Here is a 17,105-nt window from a genome sequence, read left to right on the forward strand (position 1 = left end):
TCTCATCCGGCGTCGCGAGCGCAATCCGTGCGCTTAGACTCCCTCGCGTGACACGCCGCGGGCAGGTTGGCAAGATGGCCCGAGCGGTCGGCAAGGTGCGGTAACAGGGAGGAAGCGTCTCGTGAGCAGCAGGCCATCCCGAGGCGCTGCTCGCCTCGCAGCCATACTCGACGCGCTGCCGGACGCGTTGGTCCTGGTCAACGCCAACGGAACCGTCGTCAACGCCAACACCATCGCGCTGGAGGCCTTCGAGGCACCGGGGACCGCGCTCGTCGGGCGCGGGTTGCTCGATCTGCTGCCGCAGTTCGACTCCCGGCTCATCCCCGGATCCATGCGGCGTCCCGATCACATGGACCCGCGCGGGCGGACCAAGCCGACGCGGATGATCGCGCGCCGCACCGACGGGACCGAGTTCCCGGTCGAGGTCACGAGCGCGAACCTGGAGAACGGACAGCAGGCGTACGACGGTTACGGCTACACCGGTGACGAGCTGCTGATGCTCGTCGTGCGGGACCTGTCCGGAACCGTCGACACCGAGGCGGAGCTGGCCCGCTCGCAGCGGCAGACCGAGATGATCCTGCGGGCCGCGTCGGAAGGGGTGGTGGGGACCGACACGGACGGGCGGATCGTGCTCGTCAACCCGGCCGCCGCCCAGATCCTGGGGTACCGGGCGGGTGAGCTGGGCGGCAAGGAGCTGCACGCGCTCGTGCTGCACTCCCGTGCCGACGGGTCCCCCTTCCCGTACGAGGAGTCCCCGCTCGCCGACACCCTGCGCTCCGGGCGCAAGCACCGGGTGCGCGGGCAGGTGCTGTGGTCCAAGGGTGACGAGAAGGTCTCGGTCGACCTCACCACCGCTCCCGTGCGCGACGGCGATCAGCTCGTCGGCGCCGTCATGACCTTCGCCGACCGGCGGCCGTACGACACCCTCGCCGAGGAGAAGGCCGCGCTGGAGAAGGCGCACGCCGAGGAGCTGGAGCGGCTCTCCGAGGAACACGCCTCCGACCTGACCGCGCTGCGCCAGCGGCAGGTCACCGAGCTGGAGGAACTCCGCGAGGAGCACCTGGAGGAGCTGGCCGCCGGCGAGGAGCGGTACGCCGCGCTCGCCGAGCGGGAGAAGGACCGGTACGAGGCCCTCGCCGGGCGGCACGAGCAGCTGCTCACGCTGCTAGGGCAGTCGCTGCGCGGCCCGCTGGACGAGCTGCGGCGCGAGCTGTCCGCCCTCGCGGCCGACGACGCGGGGCAGCTGTGGCCCGAGGCCAACCAGGTGCTGCATCACCTGTCCGCCGGGTACGCGCGCATCACCACCCTCATCGACAACGTCCTCGGCTACCAGCGGCTGGACGCGGGCGGCGAGGACATCACCCGTACGAAGGTGATGCTGGACGCCGTCGTCGCCGCCGGTGTGGACGGGGCGGTGGAACTGATCGGTCCCGGGCGGGTGCAGTTCGCCGTGCACGCACCGCCCATCGAGGCCGAGGTCGACCCGCAGCGGCTCGCCACCGCGCTCGCACACCTGGTCGCGGATGTGGCGGGCGTCGACGCGACCGGCAACACGCCCCTCTCCGCGGGCGGTTACCTGGACAACACCGTCGTGGTCGCCGCCGCGCAGCGCGGTGAGGTCGCGCGGATCGAGGTGCGCGGGCCCTACGCCGGCGGAGACCCGGTGCACGAGCCGATCGTGCGCGGGATCGTGCGCGCCCATGGTGGAGTGCTCCAGACGCACGAGGTGCCGGGCATGAGCGGTAGTGCGTACGTGCTCGAGGTGCCGCTCGGCGGTGGTGCCGGGGCGGTCGCCGCGCAGCTTCCGGACGACGGTGAGATGCCCTCGGAGGAGGCCGGTGCGGGCGAGCAGGGCACCGGCGGTACCGGTGGCGGACGGCGGCGGGCCCGGCGGGCCTCCACGGACGCCTTCCTGGAGAGTGACGTGCCCGGCACGGGCGAGGCCACCGGTGAGGTGGAGGCCCACGTGCCGACCGGACGGCGCCGCCGGCGTGCCGGTGCGCCCGCCGGGGAGGCCGCCGTGGCGGTCGTGGCCGAGAGCCCGGAGGCCGCGTCCGGCGGGACCGGGCGGCGCCGTGGCCGGCCCGCCGAGACCGGTGCCGAGGGTGCCGGTGAGGGCGAGGATGCGGCTGAGGGTGTGGCCGAGGGTTCCGTGGTGACGGCCGCCGAGCATGCGGCGGGTGCCGCCGCCTCCGGTACGGGGCTCGGTGGCACCGTACCTCCGCAGGGCGTGCCCGCGCCCACGGGCCGCCGTGCCCGCCGTGACGTGGACGCCCCGCAGGTCGCCCTGCCACCCGCCCTGCCCGCGGCCGGCGGCGCGCCGACGCCGGATGTGATGGCGGTGCCGGGCACGGAGGGCGCTTCGGCCGAGGGTGCGCAGCCGACCGGGCGGCGCCGGCGTGCGCTGGCCGCCGCGGCGGAGCGTGCCGCGGCCCAGGAGGCGGGTGGCGCCCGTACGGTCTTCGCCCTGCCGCCGGCCGAGGCCGACCGCCAACCGGGACCGGCGAACGCGGAGGCGAGCGGGGTGGCGGTGCCAGGTGCGCCTGTGGGTCCGGGCGCGGGTGCGCCCGTGGGCCCGGATGCCGGTGCCGGTACGCCCGTAGGCCCCGGTGCCGGTACGCCGGTAGCCCCGGGGGCCGGTGTCGAAGGGCAGCCGCAGGCAGCCGGGCCGATTCCCGGCGCCGTTGCCGACGCCGTTCCCGGCGTCATGGCTGGGGCCGTTCCCGGTGCCGTTCCGGAGGCGGGGGCATTGCCCGGGCAGGGTCAGGTGCCCGCCCCGATGCCCGTGCTTGGCGAGGGCGTGCCCGGTGACGACGGCCGGCACGACGCCGTACCGCTCGACCAAGCCGAGGACCACACACCCCCGCAGCCGCATCCCACCAGCGCTCCGACCGGTCGGCGCCGTCGGGCTGTTGCCCAGCCGGCCGAGGCCGCCCAGGCCGTTGCACCGGTGACCGCGCCCGGAGAGGCGGCGGCTGTCGCGCAGCCGCTGCCCGCGTCGGCGGCTCCGGCGCAGACGGCTCCTTCAGCCGCGCAGCCCACGCCCGCTCCCGGTCAGGCCCCCCAGAGTGCGGCCGTACCGTCGACTCCCGGTCCGGGGACTCCGGCTCACGGCATTCCGGCGCAGGGTACGGCCGGGCAGGGCGTCCCCGTCCAGGCCGGCCACGCCGCACCCGCGGGGCAGCCGCCCGCTCCGGCCCCGGTGCCCGCGCAGCCGGGTCCCGGCGCCCAGCCGGGAGTCGCCGCACCCGGTCAGCAGATGGCCGTTTCCCCTCCCGTGGTCCCGGCACAGGGCACCGCCGGCCGGCCCGTACCGGCGGCCCCCGCCCAGGCTCTGCAGGCCCCTGCGGCACAGCCCGCCACCCCGCCCGCCGGTACCCCGGTGGCGCCCCCGGCCGCCCAGCCGTTGCCCGCGGAGTCCGTCACCGGCCAGATGCCGGTGACACCCGGCACCGCCCCCGTGGCCGCCGTCCCCCACCAGTGGCCCGGTGCCGGCGACACCTCCGGCGCGGGCGCGCCCGTACCGCAGGGGAACCGGACCGGCACCCCGGCACCCGGCACCCCGCTGCCCGCGGAGCACGCCGCTGCCAGGCCGCAGCGGGCCGCGCAGCCGCTGCCCGCCGAGGCCGCGGGAGCCGGAGGAGCCGCTGTCGACCCGAACTCGACGCAGGGGCGGGCGATCAGTGTCCGGACGCTCGGGCAGGGCGTGCCGTTCGCGCGGCAGGCCGCGCAGGTCCAGCAGCCGACGGCGACCCCGCCCCCGCACGCGCCCGGCGGTTCCGGCCGCCGGCGCAAGCTGGGCACGCCCCCGGATCCGGCCACCCGTGCCGAGTCGCAGCCGGAGCAGGCGGCCCGGCCGCACCCGCCCGCCGAACCGGCTCCCGCACAGCCGTCGCTCGGCGGGCAGGCGGCCGTGCCGCAGCCGTCGCCGGCCGGACAGCCCCGGCTCGCCCCGGGCACCGAGGGAGCGGGACGGTCGTACGCCATAGGCGCCCCGGAGCCCAACGCCGCCGAGGGGCCCGAACCACTGGACGGTCCCGGCGGGGCCGTCGAGGTGGCGGACAGCCCGCGACCGCAGCCGCTGGACGACGAGCTGCCCCCGGAGCCGCTGGACAACCCGCGCCGGCTGCTGGTGTGGCCCGCGCCGGACGTGACGACCCAGCAGGCGCTGAGCGACCGTGGCTACCGGCCCGTCATCGTGCACTCGCGCGAGGAGGTCGACGCACAGATCGCGGCCTTCCCCGCCGCGCTGTTCGTGGACCCGCTGACCGGGCCCATCACCCGTACGGCCCTTCAGGCGCTGCGCCAGGCCGCCGTGGCCGCGGAAGTGCCCGTGCTGGTCACGGCCGGGCTCGGGCAGGCCACGCGCGAGGCGGCGTACGGCGCCGACCCCGCCGTACTGCTGAAGGCGCTGGCGCCCCGGGACAGCGAGCAGCATCCGCCACGGGTGCTGCTCATCGAGGAGCACGCGGAGATCGCGCTGGCCCTGACCTCGACGCTGGAGCGGCGCGGGATGCAGGTGGCGCGGGCCGCGAACGACGACGACGCGGTGACGCTGGCGGGGCAGTTCCGGCCGAATCTCGTGGTGATGGACCTGATGCAGGTGCACCGGCGGCGGGCCGGGTTCACCGGGATCATCGACTGGCTGCGGGCGAACGGGCAGCTCAACCGCACTCCGCTCGTCGTCTACACCGCCGCCGTCGACCAGGCCGACCTGCCCCGGCTGGCCTCGGGCGAGACGGTGCTGTTCCTCGCCGAACGGTCCACCAGCACCGAGGTGCAGACGCGGATCGTGGACCTGCTGGCCCGGATCGGGACCAACTGATCAGGACGACGGGGGTCCGCTTCAGCGGGCGACGAGTCTGCGGACCGCCTCCTTGACGCAGGCCCGCAGGCGGTCGCGGTCGGGGTCCTCCGTGCCCGTGAGGATGCGCCGCATCTCAGGGACGACGATGACCCGGTCGGCGAGCGCCACCAGCAGGAACAGCGGGTCGCCGGCCGGGATCGCGTCGGTGTTCACGCCCCGGGCCTGGCCGCCGGCGATGGCGGCGACCTCGCGGGCGTAGTGCTCCTGGCGTTCCGTCTCGTCGGGCAGTTCGGCGGTGCCGTACTCGCCGCCCTCCCAGAAGAGCAGGCGCAGCAGTTCCGGGTGGGCGGCGTGCGCCGGGCGGGAAGGGTGCCGCCCTGCGCACGGCCCCGGTCAGAGCCGGGTGACGTCCAGTTGCCCGTCCGCGTACTGCCTGCGCAGCACCTTCTTGTCGAACTTCCCCACGCTCGTCTTCGGCACCGACTCGATCACCGTCCAGCGCTCGGGCAGCTGCCACTTGGCGATGCTGGCCTCCTCGGCGAGGAAGGCACGCAGCGTCTTGAAGTCGGCGGTCGCGCCCTCCTTGAGGACGACCGTGGCCAGCGGGCGCTCGCCCCACTTCTCGTCGGGTACGGCGACCACCGCGGCCTCGGCGACGTCCGGGTGGGACATCAGCGCGTTCTCCAGCTCCACCGAGGAGATCCACTCACCACCGGACTTGATGACGTCCTTGGCGCGGTCGGTGAGGGTGAGGAAGCCGTCCGGGGAGATGGTGCCGACATCGCCGGTCTTCAGCCAGCCGTCCTCGCTGAACTTGTCGGCGGGGCGCAGCGGTTCGGCGTCGGGACCGTTGTAGTAGGCGCCCGCGATCCAGTTGCCGCGCACCTCCAGCTCGCCCGCCGACTCGCCGTCCCAGGGCAGGCGCTCGCCGCCGGGGCCGGTGAGGCGGCCCTCGACGCCGGCCGGGAAGCGGCCCTGGGTGAGGCGGTAGGCGAACTCCTCCTCGGTGCCGACCGCGTGGGCCGGCGGGCGGGCCACCGTGCCCAGCGGGGAGGTCTCCGTCATGCCCCAGGCGTGGCAGACCCGCATGCCGAGCCGGTCGAAGGCCTCCATCAGGGAGGGCGGACAGGCCGAGCCGCCGATGGTGACCTGGGTGAGGGAGGAGACGTCACGCGGTCTGCCGTGCAGCTCGACGAGCAGGCCCTGCCAGATGGTCGGCACGGCGGCCGCGTGGGTCGGCTTCTCCCGCTCGATCATCTCGGCGAGCGGTGCGGGCTGCAGGAATCGGTCCGGCATCAGCATGTTGACGCCGGTCATGAACGTGGCGTGCGGCAGGCCCCAGGCGTTGACGTGGAACTGGGGCACCACGACCAGAGAGGTGTCCTGGTCGGTCAGGCCCATCGACTCGGTCATGTTGACCTGCATGGAGTGCAGATAGATCGAACGGTGGCTGTACACCACGCCCTTGGGGTCTCCGGTGGTGCCGGAGGTGTAGCACATGGCGGCGGCCTGGCGTTCGTCCAGCTCCGGCCAGTCGTAGGTGGTGGGCCGGCCGGCGATCAGTTCCTCGTACTCGTGGACCCGGGCATGCGTGCCGTGCAGCGGGGAGCGGTCGCCGGGCCCGGAGACGACGACGTGCTCGACCGTCGGCAGCTTCGGCAGCAGCGGCGCGAGCAGCGGGATCAGTGAGCCGTTGACGATGACGACCTTGTCGGCCGCGTGGTTGACGATCCACACCAGCTGCTCGGCGGGCAGCCGCAGGTTGAGCGTGTGCAGCACCGCGCCCATGGAAGGGATCGCGAAGTACGCTTCGACGTGCTCGGCGTTGTTCCACATCAGCGTGGCCACCCGGTCGTCACCCCGGACACCGAGTTCGTCGCGCAGTGCGTTGGCCAGCTGTACCGCCCGCACCCCGGCCTCGGCGAAACTGCGCCGCTGCGGCTCGGCCTCCCCGGTCCAGGTGGTGATCTGGGACCGTCCGTGCACCAGCACCCCATGCATGAGGATGCGGGTGACGGTCAGCGGTACGTCCTGCATGGTGCTCAGCACGGCGTCCTCCCGGGCGACATTGCCTACGCGGTGGTAGAGGTTGCGCTGATTCTGCGCACATACCGCGCGGTATGTCACTAGGGGAAGAGAAATTGGGTCCTAGCGCGCCAGTACCAGCTCGGGGTCCTCGCGCAGCTTGCCGAGCGCCCGGGACACCGCCGACTTCACCGTACCCACGGATACTCCGAGCACCTCGGCGGTCTGCGCCTCGCTGAGATCCTCGTAGTACCGCAGGACGACCATCGCCCGCTGCCGCGCCGGCAACTTCATGACCGCACGCCACATGGCGTCGTGCAGCGCCTGCCGCTCGGCCGGGTCGTCGCCGGGCGCGGGCTCCGGCTCGGGCAGCTCGTCGCAGGCGAACTCGTCGACCCTGCGCTTGCGCCACTGTGAGGTGCGCGTGTTGAGCAGCGCCCGGCGCACATAGCCGTCGAGCGCCCGCTGGTCCTCGATCCGTTCCCACGCCACATAGGTCTTGGCGAGCGCGGTCTGCAGCAGATCCTCGGCATCGCAGGGGTTCGCGGTCAGCGAGCGCGCGGTACGCAGCAGAACCGGCTGGCGGGCTCTCACGTACGACGCGAACGACGGATACGTGGGGGTCCCCCCGCCCGGTCGAAGCCGGGAGTGGGCAAGGGTCTGTCCCGCTGGTGCGGCGGCGGCCGAGGCGCTGGTGCAGACGGGTGTGGTCATGGCCCCACGCTAGAAGCGGGCCCCGGCCCGGCGGATCGGCCGCAGGTCCCGAAGCGGCGTCCCCCTCAGGTTGTAGGGGTGGGGCCCGCCCCACCTCCTGAAGGTGGACGGTGAATCCACCCTGTCTGCGGGTCCGACCCTGATTCCCTGTGCGGGTCAGGCCGCGGACCTAGCCGTCCGCCACCAGGACGAGGCCCGATGTCGGCACCCCGGTGCCGGCCGTCACCAGGGTCCGGGCCGCCCCCGGTATCTGGTTCACCGCCGTGCCGCGCAGCTGACGCACCGCCTCCGCCATGCCGTTCATCCCGTGCAGATACGCCTCCCCGAGCTGTCCCCCGTGCGTGTTCAGCGGCAGCCGCTCCTCGGCCACGAAGTCCGCCGCCTCCCCTTTTCCGCAGAACCCGAACTCCTCCAGCTGCATCAGCACGAACGGGGTGAAGTGGTCGTACAGGATTCCCACGTCGATGTCGGCGGGAGCGAGCCCGGACGTCCGCCACAGCTGGCGGGCCACCACGCCCATCTCCGGCAGGCCGGTCAGATCGTCCCGGTAGAAACCGGTCATCTGCTCCTGGGCCCGGCCGGCTCCCTGGGCCGCAGCCGCGATCACGGCGGGCGGATGCGGCAGGTCACGGGCCCGTTCCACCGAGGTGACGACGATCGCCTGCCCGCCGTCGGTCTCCTGGCAGCAGTCCAGCAGTCTCAGCGGTTCGACGATCCAGCGGGACGCGGCGTGCTCGGCGAGCGTGATCGGGCGTCCGTGGAAGTAGGCCGCCGGATTGGTCGCCGCGTGCTTGCGGTCCACCACGGCCACCTGCCCGAACGCCTCCGGCGTCAGCCCGTACGCGTGCAGATACCGCTGGGCCGTCATCGCGACCCAGGAGGCCGGCGTGAGCAGACCGAAGGGCAGCGCCCAGCCCAGTGCCACGCCCTCCGCCGACGGCTCCCGGTACTGCACGCCGGCGCCGAATCTGCGGCCGGAGCGCTCGTTGAAGGCCCGGTAGCAGACCACCACCTCCGCGACGCCCGTCGCCACCGCGAGCGCCGCCTGCTGGACGGTCGCACAGGCCGCCCCGCCGCCGTAGTGGATCCGGGAGAAGAAGGACAGCTCGCCCATCCCGCAGGCCTGGGCCACCGTGATCTCCGGACTGGTGTCCATCGTGAACGTCACGAGCCCGTCCACCTCGGCCGGCGTGAGGCCCGCGTCGTCGAGCGCGGCCCGCACCGCCTCCACCGCCAGCCGCAACTCGCTGCGCCCGGAGTCCTTGGAGAACTCGGTGGCCCCGATACCGGCGATCGCCGCCCGGCCGCCAAGGGTGTCCCGGGTGCGCACGCTCATGGGGTGGCCTCAGGGGCCGGGATGGTGTTCGGGGCTCGGGTGGCCTCAGGGGCGGGCGCCGGGGCCGGGGCGGTCTCGTTGCCTTGCGTGACCTCCGGGGCGGGGGTGCCCACCGCGTCCGGGACGGGCGCCGGGACAGGGGCGGCCGCCGGGTCGGGGACGGGCGCCGCGTCCGGGAGGGGCGCCGGATGGGGCGGCGAGGCCCCGGCGGGTCCCTGTGCCGCGCCCAGGAGTGGTACCGGCGCCGGGACCGTGACCGTGACCGTGCCCGTCACATGTCCGCCGATGCCGTTGGAGCCGGCGACCCGCACGGTGGCGGTGTCGCCGTCGACCTGTTCGATCGTGCCTGTCAGCACCATCGTGTCCCCCGGGTAGTTGGGCGCTCCGAGTCTGATGGCGACCTTGCGGAGTACCGCCGTCGGGCCGAAATGGTCCGTGATGTACCTGCCGACCAGGCCGTTCGTCGTCAGGATGTTCATGAAGACGTCAGGCGAGCCCTTCCGCCGGGCCAGCTCCGGGTCGTGGTGCACGTCCTGGTAGTCCCGGGACGCGATCGCCCCCGCCACGATCAGCGTGCGCGTGAGAGGGATCTCCAGCGGGGGCAGCTCGGCGCCCACCGTCAGTGCCGTCGTCATGCCTCACTCCCCACTCGCGATCGACTCCCCCAGCCCCATGTCATCCCTCGCCTCCGACGACCCGGAAGACCGGCAGGAGCAGTGCGCCCTCCTCGTCCTCGTAGGTCCGGAACTCCACCCGCACCGGCAGCCCGACGCGCACCTTGTCGTACGGCACGCCCACCACGCCGCTCACCATCCGCACGCCCTCGGCGAGTTCGATCAGGCCGACGGCGTACGGAGGGTCGAAGGCCGGAAAGGGCGGGTGGTGCATCACCACGTACGAGTAGACCGTGCCCGCGCCGCTCGCCTCGATCGTGTCCCAGTCCAGGCCACCGCAGGCGTTGCAGCCCGGCAGCCAGGGGTGGCGCAGGGTGCCGCAGTCCCTGCAGCGCTGGACGAGGAGTCTGTGCTCGGCCACGCCCTGCCAGAATTCCGCGTTGTCCCGGTTGACCACCGGGCGGGGACGCCGCGCCCGGGGGCCGGTGCGCCTGGGAGCGTACTTGAGGATGCGGAAGCGGTGGGTGCCCACCAGTTCGCCGCCGACCCGGACGTCGGTGCGGGTCGTGACGAAATATCCGGTGCCCAGCCTCGTCGTCTTGCGGCCGGAGACCGACTCGATCACCGAATCGAACGTGACCTCGTCGCCCGGACGCAGGGGCCGTAGATACTCCTGCTCGCAGTCGGTGGCCACCACGGACGTGCACCCCGAGGCGTCGAGCAGGCCGAGGAGTTCGTCGTAGGCCCCCGTGCGGCTCTCGTGGCCGGAGAGGCCGCCCATCGTCCAGACCTGCAGCATGGTGGGCGGGGCGATGGCGTCCGGGCCGGAATACGCCGGGTTGGTGTCGCCCATCGCCTCGCACCAGTGCCGGATCATCGGCGCGTTCACCGGGTCCTTGCCCACCCCGGCGACGGCGGCCGGGAGCCCCTCGTACGCCGCGAGCCGCACGCCCGGTTCATCCGGATCCACCCCTGCCATGGTCACCTCCGCCCCCTCGTCAGCGTCACCATGGAGACGGGGGCTCCGGCCGGGTGCGTCTCGTCGAGGAACGCGAAGTGCTCGTCCGCGCCTGGCCCTTGACCGCGGTACTCGACCGGTGAGCCGAGTCCCGGCCGGCCCTCGGCGCCGATGCGCCGCGCGGCTGCGCCCTGGCGCTGTGGCGGCAGGTTCCGGAAGCAGGAGCGGAGTTCGGCGCGCTGGTGCTGTTGCCGCTCGGTGGAGGCGAGGTGCACGGCGGACCCTCCCGGCCACGGTTGCCCGACGGGAATTCAGTTTCTGACTGTCCGTCAGATAGGAGGGGGTGTCAAGGACGGCCGTGAACGTCGGGTCGACCGGAGGGCGCCCGCTTCGGTCAACCGGGAGCCCACGCACCCGGGAACCGCCTGCGCGGCGGTACCGCAGTACCGCCGCGCGCGGCCCCTGGGGCCGGAAGTACGCAAACCCGCATCGCCACCCTTCACCCCCGCTTGCAGCGCAGCACGGACAACCGCGGACCCACCCCCGGGCAGCGCCACAAGGTGAATCGTTCCAGCGCTCCGTTCGGCCGCCTCCGCCCACCTCGGCGCGCCACAAGCCCTTCCCTTTTTCGAACACCTGTACGAACATAGTTCCATGGCCACCATCGACCGGCAGGCCACGACGCTGGCCCTCGCGCACGCCCTGTCAGCCGCCGAACGCGGACTGGCCGTCATCCCCCTGTCCCGGACGAAACTCCCGGCCCTGCGCTCACCCCACCGCACCGACCCCGATCCGGCGGGAGCACGGTGCCACGGCGAGTGCGGCCGCTTCGGACACGGCGTCTACGACGCCTCCACCGACCCCGTCCGCATCCGCGAACTCTTCACCGCCGCGCCCTGGGCCACCGGCTACGGCATCGCCTGCGGGTTGCCCCCGTACCACCTGATCGGCGTCGACCTGGACATCAAGTCCGGCACGGACTCCTCGGTCGCCCAGCGCGAGCTGGCCCTCCGCCATCTGTTCACGATCCCGGAGACGGTCGTCGTCCTCACCCCGAGCGGCGGCCGGCATCTGTGGCTGACCGGCCCACCGGACGTCGTCGTACCGAACTCGGCCGGCCGACTCGCCCCCGGCATCGACATCCGGGGAGCCGGTGGCTACCTCGTGGGCCCCGGCTCCCGCACCGGCCACGGCGTCTACGCCACCGCTCCCGGCACCGCGCACCTGCCCCCCGCCGCCTGCCCGTCGTCCCTGCTACGCCTGCTTCTGCCCCCGCCCCGCAGCAGCCACCCGGCTCCGCCCGCGGCCGGCGACCACGGCCGCGGGCTGGTCCACTTCGTCCTCTCCGCCCACGAGGGCCAGCGCAACACCCGCCTGTTCTGGGCGGCGTGCCGCGCGTACGAGAACGGCATCGGCCCCGCCCTGGCCGACCCCCTGACCGAGGCGGCCCTCAACACCGGCCTGACCGAACGCGAGGCCCGCGCGACGATCGCCTCGGCGGCGCGGATGACGGGGCACCGGCCTTGAGAGGGCGGGAACGGGAGGCGCGCCGCGTGCCAGAGGTGCCGATCGACGACGTCGGGAGGGCTACGGCGCGTAGACCTGCTGAAGGCGGTCGATGGAACCGTCGGCGCCGGTCTCGTACCTGAACACCAGGCCGGAGTCGGGATGCGCCTTGACCCAGTCGATCAGCTCGCCCACGCCGATGCGCCGGTTCTCGCTGCTGTCGGTGATGGGGTTGGTGGCGGTGACGTACGCGGCCTGGTCGAGGGCCCAGCGGCTGTCCTCGCCGGTGACGACGAATGGCGCGGCCTCGCCGTCCTCGCCAGGGCAACCCCAGGCGCCGTGCCGGAGGACGAGGTTCACCTTGCCGGTGCTGCCGTCGAGTTCCTCGACGCGGTAGAGGGCGAACTCGTCCGGGTCGGCGTGGTCCGGGTCCGGCGCCTCGCTGACGCAGTCGGCGGCCGGTGCCGTGGTCCCGGCCGGTTCGGTGACCTTGGCGGCGGGGGTCGCGGCCACGGTCCCACCCGAACGTGCCGGAGCCCCGCCCTTGCCCCCGCGCTTGGCGCCCGTGCCGTGGCCGGCCTTTCCGGGCGCCGAACCGGCCGTCACGCCGGGGCCCGGCGCGCCGTCGGCCCCCGCGGCGGAGTCGTCCCCCTGGCAGCCGGTGAGCACGGCGGCCAGCGCGACGGCCGCGAACGTGATGACGACGGGTCTGAAGCGATGGGCGTTCATCTGGGACGTCCCCCCTGGTCACGGGCGGCCCGACCGGCCACACCCGGATCCGGACCGTACCGCCCCGCCGCGCGCGACCGCACCACCGAGAGAGCTTGTGTCACGGACTCGGGACAGTGCCGTCACCGGGCCCGGATCACGTGACGGGACCAGGCCACCCCCATGCCCTCCGTCTGCGGCAACAGCGACGGCCCCGGGCCGGTTCGCCCGGTCAGCGACCGGCGGCCGTATCCGCCCGGTGGCCCGGCCCCCGGGTGGTGCGGGCCACCGTCACCCCGCACCGCCCGTCACCGCCAGTCAGTCCTCTCGCGTCACATCGAGGAGTCGTCGAACGGATTGTCCATCACCGACGAGGACTCGCAGTGCGAGATGACACCGGTGCTCACCTTGATCTTGCAGACCTCGATGTAGGCGTTGTTGATGTAGCCGCCCGGCGCGGCGTACGTCGTCCACGTCGCGGTGTCCTGGCCCGACGGAATGGTCCGCATCCGCCACACGATATGGCCGTTGTCGCCGTTGGTGATCAGGCGGGCACCGATGGCGTAGCCGTCGGTCGCGGTGTCCTCGACGTGGATCGTGACGGGGTCCAGGCTGTACGGCCGCAGCCGCCAGCCGATGTCCACGCGGCCGGAGTACGAGTAGTCCGTCGCCCGCACGCTGGCCGACGTGGTCGGCGCGGCAGCGGCGGCAGGCGTGGCGGCGGCCGGGACGAGCACGGCGGCCAGAGCCACCGCCGCAGAGGCAGCCAGAGTGTGCTTGAGACGCATGAATCCCCCAAAGAACGAGCTCAGGAGAACTGAGCTACGAGATGATCACTTTAGCGCCGGCTGGCTGGATCTCACGCACGCTCAACTAGCGTTCGGATACCGCCCCTTCGAGAGGAGGCGCGAGAAGGGTGGGCAGAACCGCCTCGCTGGCGCTACTAAGCCAAGGTGCTGGAGGGCGAGGAAGCCGAGATGAACGCCCTGATCGAGCAGGGGTTGGCGGAGCACGATGACGGGGGCCGACGGGCCCTGGTTCCTGGCCGCAGGTTGGCCGCACGCACTGGTCAGGGGTGGGAAACCGGCGAGCCGAGGTGAGACAAGGTCATGCGGAAGGGGTGCCGCTCCGGAGAGCTGCACCCCTTCAGACCTGCTAGGTCTCTGACCTGCTGGCGGTGGGTGTGGGATTTGAACCCACGGTGACATCGCTGCCACGACGGTTTTCAAGACCTTTCGGCGGTCGGGCGGCATCTCCGCTGCCACGCAGGTCAGACCAACGAAACCGGGCCGCTGCAGTCGCAACCGTGCTTGTCGTGCCCTCTACGTGCCCCAGGCACACGATCGTGCCCACGCTCAGCCGCCAGTCACAGCGCGCACGCCATAGGCGTTGTTGCGGCAGTAGGTCTGCCCGTCTCGGTTAACCGCTCCACACCAGACCGGCACCTGGAAGGCGGCATAGAGCGAGACGCCGAGTGACAGAGCCACGATCACCTGCAAGGCCCATTGCTGGCTCCAGGCAACGACCAAGGCAGCAGCCACCATGTATCCCCAGTACAGACGCACTACTTTCCCCATGGGCACGCAGAGTATCGGCGCATATGCACAGCGCATAGACGGGAATTGGACACTGCGGCACAGCGCAACGCCCCTGACCGTTGGTCTGGCCAGGGGCGTCACAAGAGCACGGCGTCTCAGAGCGGCTCATCTTCGCGAGAGCCGATCCCTTCATGCCCTCCGAGCCATGCATCGGCCGCTTCCGCCACCTGATCATCGCGACCGGCGACCGGACGAGCGTAGTGCCGGGTGGTGACGCTCGCGTTCGAGTGGCCGAGCCGGTGAGCGGCGGTCATCACGCCGTACCGGTCGGCGACCCACGTCCCGTGCGAGGCGCGGAGATCATGCGGGGTGACGTCGGTCAGCCCGGCCGCCGACACAGCGGGGTCGAAGTACGCCTTGCGCCACTGGTTGTAGCGCAGCGGCTTGCCGCCAGGCGTCGTGAACAGAAGCGCGTCATCCCCGCCGGGCAGGCTCTCGAGGTGCCGGCCGAGCCGCTTGGCGAGCGACGGACCGACCCGAAGGAGCCGCTTCTGGTGCGACTTCGGGGTGTCGAAGACCAAGGTGCCGTTGGCTTCGGCCAGGTTCTCGTCGACCAGGACGAAGCCGCCGGACACGTCGATGTCCACCCGCCGGAGGGCGAACGCTTCACCGACCCGGAGCCCTGCGTACGCGAGAAGCGCGATCAGCAGGTCATGCGGCTTGGCGGCACTCCGCACGATCTGGGACGCCTCCAGCGGGGTGAGGATGTGCGGCTCCGTCTGAGGCATCCTCGGCAGCTTCACGCCCCGGCACGGTGTCTGCGGGATCATGTCGTTGTCGACCGCCGCCCGCATGATCTGCGACAGGACCCGGTACGCCTGGCGGATACGGGAAGCGCTCAGACCCTTCGTCTTCATGCCGCCAACCCACTCAGTGATCGTGATCGGCCGGAGGCTCGACAACTCGCGGTCCCCCAACGCCGGATTGATCAGCGAGTTGATCAGGGACCGGTAGGACGCTTGCGTCTTGTGCTTGAGCTGTGGAGAGACGGCAGCGAGCCAGCGAGCCGCCCAGTCTCGTACGGTCGTCTGTCCCTCGGCAGGGTCGAGCCAGCGCCCATCTTCGATCTCGATGCGCTTCTTCGAGAGCCATCGGTCAGCGTCCGTCGAGGTGGCGAACGTCCTGTCCGCAGGCCGGAGTACGCCGTCAGGCCCCGGGTACCGGGCTTGGAAGCGGCCGGACGGAAGCTTGCGGACACGGCCGAAGGTCCGGCGGGACTTGCGCTTGCCCGGCATCAGGCAGCCCTCCTCAGACCCGTCGGCCGCAGCACGACCGGCTGCACCGTGTTGGCAGTCACGTACGCCTCAACCGCGCTCTCAGGGATGCGGACGTGGCGGCCGACCTTCACGAAGGTGATGCGGCGTTCCTCGATGAGGCGACGCGCGAACCGCACGCCAGTGCCGAGGCGTTCGGCGACCTCCCGCACGTCGAGCAGTCGGTCCATCGTCACCAGCCCTCCCCTTCGTCGCGCAGATCCGCGACTGCCTCACGTGCGGTTTCACGGTTGAGCTGGATGTCGCGGTGGATGTTGGCGGCGAGCCAGGACTCGCCGGGGGTGTAGCCGTGTCCGGCGTAACTCCAGTGGGCGAGGGTGAGCGTGGTTGCCTCCGTCTCGTCGTTGGGGTCGGGCAGGCCAAGGGCTTGGCGTTGCTGGGCGGCGCGGTAGTCGGCGCGCACCTGGCGGAGAGCGCCGAGGGTGGTGGAGTAGCGGCGGGACTTGGTGGAGAAGTGCCCGCGGAAGCCGAGCATGTGAGCCCAGTCCCGAAGCTTCCGGTCCGGGTAGAGGGCGTGCAGGTCGAGGCAGGCCTCGATGAGGCGGCGCGGGTGGTCGGGCACTCCGAGCAGCACGAGCGCTTCCTTGTTGCCGATCCGGCGGTCGACGGTGCCAGTGGTCTCGGCTGCCTTGGTGGCGTACTTGGCGACGTAGGAGGCCACGGCCTGTTCGGTGATCTCCTCGCCCTGGCCGAAGGCGCCGATCGGCTGCACGTCGAGCTGCACGCCCCATCGCAAGGTGCGGGCCGGTTGGTCACCGACCGGGGGGACGTCGACCGCGACGCGGGCGGCAGCAGCCTGGATCGCGTCGGTGAGAAGGTCGAGCGTGGCCCAGGCTGGGGGCGGGGAGTCCGGCCCGTCGGGACCGTCGAAGCGGATCACGGCATGGAAGTGGACGGCTCCGCGCTTCTGGTACTCGGCGACCTTGCCGAATGAGACCCGGGACTGCTCGCGGGCTGCCTTCTGGGTGAGTCCGGCGCGGCGGGCGATCTCGCGTCGGAGGTAGATCGTGAAGTACCGCCACAGGTCCGAGGCGTGGTTGTTCCACAACACGGCGCCCGCGTAGTCGTACGCCTCGGGGTCGAGCGGGGTGCTGAGTTCGGGCGCGTCCTCGGAGTGCCAGACACCGCAACGGCAGGAGCGGTTGCCAGGGCGGTTGTGGACCGGCCCGAACGAGGGAGCGGTGAGCGTGGCGAAGACGCGGGGGTGATCGCGCACGGTCTCCGGGGTGCCCTTAGCCAGGTCACCGGTGAGGCCTGCGCGGATGAGGTGGTAGGTGTCTCCGGCGTACGTCCAGGCGCAGGCCGGGCAGCGGGAAGCCCGCCGGTTGCCGCAGGCCACGCGGAGCATGCCGCCAGGCTCGTGGTCGGTGGTGTAGGCGTGCAAGACGGTCTTGGTGGCGGGGTCGATCGTCTTCGTGCCGCCGATCAGACGGATCGGATCGGAGCAGCCGCCGGTACGGCGGATCTGTTCCTGCCAGCGGTCGAAGTCGGCCGATGCGGCCACCCTCAGCACGTCGGTGAGGGTGGCCGCATCCAGGCCCGCCATGGTGGCGGCGTCGGTCACG

13 protein-coding genes and 2 pseudogenes are annotated in these 17,105 nt (G+C 72.5%); 2 read left to right on the plus strand and 13 right to left on the minus strand.

Annotation, left to right across the window (positions count from 1 at the left end; all coding sequences use genetic code 11):
* The first annotated feature begins 121 nt into the window (after nucleotides 1–121).
* A complete protein-coding gene (locus tag ABZ079_RS06220; protein ID WP_356938228.1) occupies nucleotides 122–4,825 on the plus strand; it encodes a PAS domain-containing protein in 4,704 nt (1,567 codons plus the stop codon).
* Nucleotides 4,826–4,846: 21 nt separating this feature from the next.
* Here ABZ079_RS06220 and ABZ079_RS06225 read toward each other — a convergent pair.
* The 7 genes and pseudogenes from ABZ079_RS06225 to ABZ079_RS06255 all read right to left on the minus strand — a co-directional run.
* Nucleotides 4,847–5,161, minus strand: a pseudogene (locus ABZ079_RS06225) (TetR/AcrR family transcriptional regulator); the annotation flags it as partial.
* 39 nt (nucleotides 5,162–5,200) lie between these two features.
* Entirely contained in the window at nucleotides 5,201–6,856 is a 1,656-nt protein-coding gene (locus tag ABZ079_RS06230; protein WP_356938229.1) for a long-chain fatty acid--CoA ligase, read from the minus strand.
* Between the two features lie 99 nt (nucleotides 6,857–6,955).
* Complete coding sequence (locus ABZ079_RS06235; protein ID WP_356938230.1) at nucleotides 6,956–7,546, minus strand: SigE family RNA polymerase sigma factor; 591 nt, start codon at nucleotides 7,544–7,546, stop codon at nucleotides 6,956–6,958.
* A 169-nt stretch (nucleotides 7,547–7,715) separates the two neighbouring features.
* A complete protein-coding gene (locus tag ABZ079_RS06240) occupies nucleotides 7,716–8,882 on the minus strand; it encodes a lipid-transfer protein (RefSeq protein WP_356938231.1) in 1,167 nt (388 codons plus the stop codon).
* A 245-nt stretch (nucleotides 8,883–9,127) separates the two neighbouring features.
* Nucleotides 9,128–9,505: pseudogene (locus ABZ079_RS06245) on the minus strand (MaoC/PaaZ C-terminal domain-containing protein); the annotation flags it as partial.
* A gap of 52 nt (nucleotides 9,506–9,557) precedes the next feature.
* Nucleotides 9,558–10,475: a bifunctional MaoC family dehydratase N-terminal/OB-fold nucleic acid binding domain-containing protein gene (locus ABZ079_RS06250; RefSeq protein ID WP_356938232.1), complete on the minus strand. Its 918-nt coding sequence runs from the start codon at nucleotides 10,473–10,475 to the stop codon at nucleotides 9,558–9,560.
* 2 nt (nucleotides 10,476–10,477) lie between these two features.
* Nucleotides 10,478–10,729, minus strand: coding sequence for a hypothetical protein (locus ABZ079_RS06255; protein ID WP_356938233.1), 252 nt, complete (start codon nucleotides 10,727–10,729; stop codon nucleotides 10,478–10,480).
* 379 nt (nucleotides 10,730–11,108) lie between these two features.
* Here ABZ079_RS06255 and ABZ079_RS06260 point away from each other — a divergent pair, with 379 nt between their 5' ends.
* Nucleotides 11,109–11,981 carry a bifunctional DNA primase/polymerase gene (locus ABZ079_RS06260; RefSeq protein ID WP_356938234.1) on the plus strand — a complete coding sequence of 291 codons (873 nt, stop codon included), beginning with the start codon at nucleotides 11,109–11,111 and terminating at the stop codon, nucleotides 11,979–11,981.
* Nucleotides 11,982–12,041: 60 nt separating this feature from the next.
* On the opposite strand, the gene ABZ079_RS06265 is transcribed toward ABZ079_RS06260, so the two are convergent.
* The 6 genes from ABZ079_RS06265 to repSA all read right to left on the minus strand — a co-directional run bounded on the left by ABZ079_RS06265 (nucleotide 12,042) and on the right by repSA (nucleotide 17,104).
* Nucleotides 12,042–12,689 (minus strand): hypothetical protein, encoded by a 648-nt coding sequence (locus ABZ079_RS06265; RefSeq protein ID WP_356938235.1) that lies wholly within the window; start codon nucleotides 12,687–12,689, stop codon nucleotides 12,042–12,044.
* 311 nt (nucleotides 12,690–13,000) lie between these two features.
* Nucleotides 13,001–13,456: a hypothetical protein gene (locus ABZ079_RS06270; protein ID WP_356938236.1), complete on the minus strand. Its 456-nt coding sequence runs from the start codon at nucleotides 13,454–13,456 to the stop codon at nucleotides 13,001–13,003.
* A 567-nt stretch (nucleotides 13,457–14,023) separates the two neighbouring features.
* A complete protein-coding gene (locus tag ABZ079_RS06275; RefSeq protein ID WP_356938237.1) occupies nucleotides 14,024–14,245 on the minus strand; it encodes a hypothetical protein in 222 nt (73 codons plus the stop codon).
* Between the two features lie 116 nt (nucleotides 14,246–14,361).
* Entirely contained in the window at nucleotides 14,362–15,501 is a 1,140-nt protein-coding gene (locus tag ABZ079_RS06280; RefSeq protein ID WP_356938238.1) for a site-specific integrase, read from the minus strand.
* Nucleotides 15,501–15,710: an excisionase family DNA-binding protein gene (locus ABZ079_RS06285; protein WP_356938239.1), complete on the minus strand. Its 210-nt coding sequence runs from the start codon at nucleotides 15,708–15,710 to the stop codon at nucleotides 15,501–15,503. Before ABZ079_RS06285 ends, ABZ079_RS06280 begins: the two co-directional genes overlap by 1 nt.
* 2 nt (nucleotides 15,711–15,712) lie before the next feature.
* Nucleotides 15,713–17,104, minus strand: coding sequence for a replication initiator protein RepSA (repSA, locus tag ABZ079_RS06290; protein WP_356938240.1), 1,392 nt, complete (start codon nucleotides 17,102–17,104; stop codon nucleotides 15,713–15,715).
* Nucleotide 17,105: the final 1 nt, after the last annotated feature.

It is taken from the genome of Streptomyces sp. NPDC006314 (assembly GCF_040613075.1).
Classification (GTDB): Bacteria; Actinomycetota; Actinomycetes; order Streptomycetales; family Streptomycetaceae; genus Streptomyces.

Bases quoted from the DNA above. Each gene is read 5' to 3' on its own strand.
- ABZ079_RS06235 (WP_356938230.1), bottom strand. From the start codon at position 7,546: ATGACCACACCCGTCTGCACCAGCGCCTCGGCCGCCGCCGCACCAGCG.
- ABZ079_RS06240 (WP_356938231.1), bottom strand. From the start codon at position 8,882: ATGAGCGTGCGCACCCGGGACACCCTTGGCGGCCGGGCGGCGATCGCC.
- ABZ079_RS06250 (WP_356938232.1), bottom strand. From the start codon at position 10,475: ATGGCAGGGGTGGATCCGGATGAACCGGGCGTGCGGCTCGCGGCGTAC.
- ABZ079_RS06260 (WP_356938234.1), top strand. From the start codon at position 11,109: ATGGCCACCATCGACCGGCAGGCCACGACGCTGGCCCTCGCGCACGCC.
- ABZ079_RS06265 (WP_356938235.1), bottom strand. From the start codon at position 12,689: ATGAACGCCCATCGCTTCAGACCCGTCGTCATCACGTTCGCGGCCGTC.
- ABZ079_RS06270 (WP_356938236.1), bottom strand. From the start codon at position 13,456: ATGCGTCTCAAGCACACTCTGGCTGCCTCTGCGGCGGTGGCTCTGGCC.
- ABZ079_RS06275 (WP_356938237.1), bottom strand. From the start codon at position 14,245: ATGGGGAAAGTAGTGCGTCTGTACTGGGGATACATGGTGGCTGCTGCC.
- ABZ079_RS06280 (WP_356938238.1), bottom strand. From the start codon at position 15,501: ATGCCGGGCAAGCGCAAGTCCCGCCGGACCTTCGGCCGTGTCCGCAAG.
- ABZ079_RS06285 (WP_356938239.1), bottom strand. From the start codon at position 15,710: ATGGACCGACTGCTCGACGTGCGGGAGGTCGCCGAACGCCTCGGCACT.